General features: G+C 42.0%; 5 protein-coding genes. 4 read left to right on the plus strand and 1 reads right to left on the minus strand.

Annotated elements, in window-relative coordinates; genetic code table 11:
- The first annotated feature begins 323 nt into the window (after positions 1-323).
- Positions 324-2,063 carry a tannase/feruloyl esterase family alpha/beta hydrolase gene (locus MMG82_RS20940; protein WP_241407376.1) on the plus strand — a complete coding sequence of 580 codons (1,740 nt, stop codon included), beginning with the start codon at positions 324-326 and terminating at the stop codon, positions 2,061-2,063.
- Between the two features lie 134 nt (positions 2,064-2,197).
- On the opposite strand, the gene MMG82_RS20945 is transcribed toward MMG82_RS20940, so the two are convergent.
- Entirely contained in the window at positions 2,198-2,938 is a 741-nt protein-coding gene (locus MMG82_RS20945; protein WP_241407377.1) for a FadR/GntR family transcriptional regulator, read from the minus strand.
- A gap of 408 nt (positions 2,939-3,346) precedes the next feature.
- Here MMG82_RS20945 and MMG82_RS20950 point away from each other — a divergent pair, with 408 nt between their 5' ends.
- From MMG82_RS20950 to MMG82_RS20960, 3 genes are all read left to right on the plus strand, one after another.
- Positions 3,347-4,588 (plus strand): OprD family outer membrane porin, encoded by a 1,242-nt coding sequence (locus MMG82_RS20950; RefSeq protein ID WP_241407378.1) that lies wholly within the window; start codon positions 3,347-3,349, stop codon positions 4,586-4,588.
- Between the two features lie 178 nt (positions 4,589-4,766).
- Positions 4,767-6,428: an FAD-binding protein gene (locus MMG82_RS20955; RefSeq protein ID WP_241407379.1), complete on the plus strand. Its 1,662-nt coding sequence runs from the start codon at positions 4,767-4,769 to the stop codon at positions 6,426-6,428.
- A 59-nt stretch (positions 6,429-6,487) separates the two neighbouring features.
- Positions 6,488-6,829: a cytochrome c3 family protein gene (locus MMG82_RS20960; RefSeq protein ID WP_241407380.1), complete on the plus strand. Its 342-nt coding sequence runs from the start codon at positions 6,488-6,490 to the stop codon at positions 6,827-6,829.
- Positions 6,830-7,038 lie beyond the last annotated feature (209 nt).

Raw genomic sequence — 7,038 nt, forward strand, 5'->3', positions numbered from 1 at the left:
ACATATCACAGTTATTGAGTAAAAATACATCAAGTTGCAAATAACCAAAAGAGGTGATTAATCGTTGTTTACTTTAATTTTTCTTTAATAAGCTCTTATAAAACAAACATTTAAAGATAGATAATTCATGAGTTGTTTCAAGAGTTTAGTTACGTTCTAGCTTTATGGAATGTTGTATCTACTCAAGAGGGACATTTCACCGATTTGCATAAAGAAACTAATTCGCGCTTCCCTGCGCCTATTCAAGGGTGTATCAAGTCCTTTTGGATACACCCATTTTTTAATACATCAGGTATTTAGCCTATTAAAGATGGAGTTTTAACATGGAAATAAAAAGCCAACTCGTTCCCTCAATGATATTATCAGGTCTTTTACTTAGTGCATGTGGTGATAATGAATCAACACCTCCAAGCCCACATCTATCTCCTGCAACACCAGCAACTCTCAATATTTGCAGTAATATAGCTTCACAATTTGACTTCAAGAATACTGTCATCACAAGTTCTGAAATGGTTGCAGCGGGTAAAGTTCAATATAATTCTACTGAAAGCTACTCCGCACCTGAACATTGTGTCATTAAAGGTTACATGAATGAAAGAATAGGTCTTGGACAGAACGGTCAAGCAGACACAAAATATGCAATTGGTTTTGAAATGCGTTTACCAAAAGATTGGAATGGTCGCTTTTATTACCAAGCAAATGGTGGGCTTGATGGCTCTGTCTCTAAAGCGGTTGGAAGATTAATATTTGCCGGTGGGAGCGATTCTGCAGCATTAAATAGTGGTTTTGCAGTTATCAGCTCTGATGCTGGGCACCCTACTCCTGCTCCACAATTTGGATTTGACCCACAGGCTCGGCTTGATTACGGATATAACGCTGTTGCCGAATTAACACCTATGGCTAAAAGCTTAATCAAAATTGCTTATGGTAAAGAGCCTGATAGATCCTACTTTGCTGGTTGCTCGAACGGCGGACGTCACACAATGGTAGCAGCAAGCCGTTATGCTGACATGTATGATGGTTTTATTGTCGGAAACCCAGGATTACACTTACCTAACGCTGCTGTGAGTCAACTCTACGGTGTCCAACAATACTCAAAATTAGTCACTTATAATCAAGACGGTTCGGAGATTTTAGCAACATTACAAAAAGCTATCACTCAAGAAGAGTTAGGAGTTGTATCACAGCAACTTCTCAAACAATGTGACAGTTTAGATGGTTTAAATGATGGAATGATTAACAATACTTATGCTTGTCAAAAGGCCTTTGATCTTGATCGTGATGTACCAACCTGTTCTGGTGAAAGAGATGGTACCTGCTTAAGTTCAACACAAAAAGAAGTGCTTAGTAATATCATGGCGGGGCCGCATAACATCAGAACTGGCGAGTCTATTTATGCTAACTTCCCCTATGATGCAGGCATCAGTGCTAATGACTGGTCTGGTTGGGAATACAATATGGCACTAACCCGAGACACTGGTTCTGTTGGCTATGTATTTAGCACTCCACCAACACCATTCGATGATAATGAACAGTCAGCCCTTTCGTTTATTCTGTCAACTTCCGTAGAAACGTTTGCCGAGCGAATTCATAACACGAGTTCCCTTTATACTGAATCAGGCTATGATTTTATGGCACCGCCTGAGGCTACAAAGCTTTCAACGTTAAAAGAAAGGGGGGCAAAAATGATGGTATTCCACGGCACTTCTGATGCAGTATTTTCAGCAAACGATACTGTAAATTGGTATAAAGAGTTAGATAGTAATAACTCAGGTAAAGCTTCCGAGTTTACGAAGTTATACTTAATACCAGGTATGGGGCACTGTGGGAAAGGACCGACGACAGATAAGTTTAATATGGTCGATGCTTTAGTAAACTGGGTCGAAAATGGTGTTACCCCCTCAGAAATTCTAGCATCCGTTCGTGGGGATAATACTGAGCTCCCTGTTGACTGGTCAAAGTCACGTACTCGTCCACTTTGCCCATTCCCACAAATTGCTAAGTATAATGGCACTGGCGATATTGAAAGTGCAGCAAGTTTTACCTGCGTAGTTCCTGAATAGAATCAATATATAAATTGCCACTTAATTGGTCTTTAAGTGGCAATTTAATAGTTATTCCTCATTCAAAAAACTCCGTATTATCCGTGTAGGCTGGCAGTTTTGAAGACAAATAAATTAGTCTTTATAAAATCATATCAACTGACTGGGCAATTTTTATATTTTCCTTCAGCTTCAGCTACTCGAAAGCCAAAATCGATCAAATGAAGGCGCATTTCAACCTCAGCTTTATCTTCATCTCCATCAACGACAGCTTGGATTAATTTGTCATGTAGCCCCGCGGGATGGATTTCATCAGTCGGCGGTTCAAAGCTTAAAGTATTTTGACGAAGTAATAGCAGTAGCGATTTGGCTATAGCTTCTAAGCAACGATTGCCACAAATTTCAGCCAAAATAAAATGTACTTGAGAGCGTAATAACACAGTCGTTGGATATTCTAATGTATCGTTTTCATGTTTACTGGCCTCTTGCAACTTGGCCGCCTGTTCTACAGTACAATTTCTCGCAGCCAAACGAGCAACCTGTGGTTCAAGCAACATTCGAACTTGGATAATTTCAGGTAAGGACATTTTTCCCATTGTTAATAGGTCTTGACAGGCATTGCTTATGCGTTCGAAGTTAATCTGCTTAACAAAGGCCCCCCCTGTTGCTCCCTGACGGATTTCTACCAAACCACTCGCTTCAAGTATTTTTATAGCCTCTCTGACCACAGTACGGCTGACCATGAACAGATCGATTAACTCCCGCTCTGAAGGAAGCTTTTCTCCAGCTTTATACCTGCCCTCAAAAATGGCTTCTTTTAATTGCTGGCCAACTTCTGTCGATGCTCTTAGCTGCTTAATCGGTTTGAAGGAAATCAAATTATCTTCTCGAATCAAAATTAATTTGAAATCCTATCATAAATCAAACTGATGTATGAATAATCATCATCTCAATCCGACTAATATTTTACTAAAAAGGCTCATCTATTTTAATCGGGCGCGCGACTGTCGCCGCACCAGATATCAAACATAACAAATTGAATTAAAAATACTTTTAACAAAGCCATATTCCTAAAGCTGAAGCTGCTTTCAATAAAATTAGCACCTAACCATTGGCAAAATTCCGGATTCTCTGCATTGATTTTTTGTTGATCTAAGTTACATCTCCTCGATTTTCGCAACTTCATTCTCACATTTCAAATAATCCAATTGATACAACAGGTAATACGTCATACATTTGACAAAAGACATTGGTGACTTTTGAAAAGCCTAAAAATCGCTTTAGGCTACAAATAATAGGAAGAGATGATGATGAAAAAGTCTTATTTATCCTTGGTCGTTTTGTCAGCACTAGCGTTACCAGCAGTTGCGGACACCACTATCGACAAGATGTTCAGTGAAGGCACTGTAAAAGGTGAGTTACGTCTTTTAGATTTCACTAAAGATTTTGATGAAGGTACCACTACCCAACACACCACATCACTAGGTGGTCTGTTCTATTACAATACTGCAAAAGTGAATGGCTTGAGTATCGGCACTAGCTTCGCCTCTGCAAACCCGATTTGGGTTAACGACTCCGATGCGGTTTACAACTTAGTGGGTCGAGATGCGAATGGTGATCATCAAAGTGTCAATCGTATGCAGGAATATTATGTTCAGGGCGATTGGTGGAATACTCAATTCAGATTAGGAGCCCAAGAGCTACGCACCCCAATGATGAATCCCCATGATATCCGCGCCATACCTCGTACCTACCGTGGCTTTTCAGCCGAAAACCACAGCATTGAAAATCTGACACTATCAGCACTCTACATCACCGATTCTATGGGATGGACCGACGAACGCTTTATCTCTGTGAGTGAGGCGGTAAAAGCCGAAGTCAAACGTAATACCGGCAATGTCGTTGATGTTGAAGATAATCCGATGTACGCCGTTGGCGCCAAATATCAACTGCCATTTGAAACGGTGAAAACCCAGGTCAACCTCTGGCAATACTATATGGAAGATGTATTCCAACAGACCTATGCCAAGGTAAATCTTTCGACCCAATTGGGTGCCGCTAATCTGTATTTCATTCCTTCCTATCTCAATCAACAGGCAACGGGCAATAAATCCGCCGGTGAACTGGATACCTATCAATATGGTTTCCATTTAGGGGCTAAATTTGCTGGCGTAGATGCCACATACATGTTCGCTAAAACTGGTGACGATACTGTGCTGACGCCATGGGGCGACGACAAGGTTGTGATTCAACAGGTATACCAATCCGCGCTCGCCAATGAAGAAGTCAACGCCTTAAAACTGGAATACGACTTCGGCCAAGTCGGTGCTAAGGGACTAAGCGCCTATGCCTTCTTCGGCGATTATGACTCTCCCGAAAGTCTGAATGACTTTACCGAAACCAACTTCTCAGTGACCTATAAGTTTGGCGGTGTCTTTGAGGGCTTAGGTGTGAGAGCACGCTATGCAATGGTCGATTTTGACCAGAAGGAAGATCTCAACGATCTCCGCTTATACCTGACTTACAAGTTCGCTTTAGGTCATTAATTCGCGCGCTCCCATGCGCCTACTTACAGGGTGTATTAACGTCCTTTGGATACACCCCTTTTTTTTAGGCCTTTGTCACTTGGCTAACGAGCCGTTTGCCAGTCAGACCCTTGGCCAAATCTTATGTCGTTATTCAGAGCGAATATAGCCTAACGATATAGTCAACGGAGTAATGAAAATGAGTAAAGAATCGAGAGAAATTGACCAATATACCGCACATGTTTTGCAGAATGGTCTATCACGCCGAAGCTTCTTAACCCGCGCTGCTATTGGTACCGGTGGCTTAGCCTTTGCAGGATTAACAGGTTCTGCTAGTGCTTCACCAGTTTCTACACACGCCCAGGAATATGCACAAATCGGTCACGCAACACTGGAGTTTATGCCTAAACCAAAGGCAATTCCTGACAGTGAAATTGCTTCAACCCAAACCTTCGATGTGGTTGTGGTGGGTGCTGGAGCCTCTGGTGTTCCAGCTGCATTATCGGCAGCAGAAAACGGTGCTAAGGTTGCCGTTCTCCAGAAACAAGCAATCGTTGTCGCACAGGGAAACACAGGCTCTGGCTTAGATTTGAAAAAGAGCGATAAAGCAGGTATTGAAGCTCTGGTAAACCGCTTAATGGCCGACAACGCCCACCGCAGCAACCCAGCACTACTGAGAAGCTGGGCCTACAATTCAGGCGAAGCTGTATCTTGGGTTATTGATCGCGCGAAACAAGGCGGTGCTTCTGTTGTTGATCAAGGAACTAAGCCACAGCACGGTATAAAGGGTATTACCGAATATCCACTGGAGTTTGTGACCTCATTCTTTGGTCCTAAGCCTTATACCGCAGGTGACGGTATGCGTGCTTTGGCAAAAACTGCCGAAAAAGCAGGGGTCAAATTCTTCTTTAACACTCCTGCTAACCAGCTGATCCAAGATACTACAGGTAAGGTGATTGGGGTCATCGCCCAAAATCGTGATGGTAAATATCATAAGTTTATGGCTAAAAAGGGGGTGATTTTGGCTGCAGGTGACTACCAAAATAACAAAGCCATGTGTGACTTCTTCATTCCCGATCTGAAAAACTTTGAGCGCAAGCAAATGGATAGAACCGGTGACGGCTTTGTCATGGCGTATTGGGCGGGCGGCGTGATCGAACCTGCTGGTCACACAAAAATGCTCCACGACTTTGACGCAGGTCCGGCGGCAATGTGTGACATGCCATTCCTCGTGGTAAATCGTAAAGGGGAACGTTTCGTCAACGAAGCAGTAGAAATGTCATTGATGAATAATTACCTCCGCAGCGAAGCTGACCAAGGTTGTTACTCTCAAGTTTTCGATTCTAACTATATGGAGCAAGCCAAAAACTGGCCAGGTAAAGCCTATACACCTGAAGAATTGAAAAACTACATGCCAGAGGATCCTTCTGAGAAGAAAGGTGTATTCCCATCACAAATCAATACCTTCGTGGCTGACACCCTAGAAGAATTAGCGGTGAAATTAGGTTGCGATCCTAAAACCTTCGTGAAAAACGTCAACCGTTACAACGAGCTATGCAAAACCGGACGGGACGAGGACTTTGGTAAAGCACCAAGCAAAATGGCTCCCGTGTTAAAGGCTCCATTCTATGGTATTCACCGTCGCATGCGCCTATCAGCAATCACTTCGGGCGTATTAGTTAACGAAAACCATCAAGCCCTTGATGCAGATGGTAAACCCATTGGTGGCTTGTTCATCGTAGGTAACATGGGGGGCGGTTTCTACGGTGGCGTTGACTATCCATTAACGGTATTTGGTTTGTCCTTAGGTCGTTGCTACACCTTCGGCTACTTAACCGGCAAATATGTCGCCAAGTTATAAGGTCATCAATACAGGTGCCTATATAAGGCATCTTTCAAAATGAATAACGGGATCAAATTATGAAGAACTTAACGATTATTCTTTCACTGGCATTAAGCCTATTGGCTAGCAGCACCTTTGCCGCAGAACAACTACTTGATCAAACTCACATGGCCAAGGGCCTAAAATGTACTAGCTGTCATCAAGGGGAAACCCGTGAAGCAGTGCCTATGCTGAAATGTGTGCAGTGCCATAATACCGCTAAGTTAGCGGTAAAAACTGAGAATTTTAAACCAACAAATCCACATAACAATCGCCACTTCAGTACCGAAACTGACTGTGCTAAGTGCCATCATGTTCACCAAAAATCTGATAATTACTGCCAAGGATGTCACTTGAAATTTGATTTTGTAACGCCTTAATGGGTCATTTTTATAAATTTAAAATTGAAAAACCACCTCTTCCTTGTTGAGGTGGTTTTATATTACGATAATTTTTATATAAACTATGATTTATCATTATAAGTTTCCTACACCACTAAAAAACTAGGCGTTTTGGATATGATTGATGTATTTAGCTTTCACAAACCAATATATATCAGATGTATATATTATATAAATATGTGCTCTAT

This window comes from Shewanella sp. MM_2022_3 (genome assembly GCF_022557375.1).
Taxonomy (GTDB): Bacteria; Pseudomonadota; Gammaproteobacteria; order Enterobacterales; family Shewanellaceae; genus Shewanella; species Shewanella xiamenensis.

Coding starts and splice junctions, on each gene's coding strand:
- MMG82_RS20940 (WP_241407376.1), top strand. CDS start 324: ATGGAAATAAAAAGCCAACTCGTTCCCTCAATGATATTATCAGGTCTT.
- MMG82_RS20950 (WP_241407378.1), top strand. CDS start 3,347: ATGATGATGAAAAAGTCTTATTTATCCTTGGTCGTTTTGTCAGCACTA.
- MMG82_RS20955 (WP_241407379.1), top strand. CDS start 4,767: ATGAGTAAAGAATCGAGAGAAATTGACCAATATACCGCACATGTTTTG.
- MMG82_RS20960 (WP_241407380.1), top strand. CDS start 6,488: ATGAAGAACTTAACGATTATTCTTTCACTGGCATTAAGCCTATTGGCT.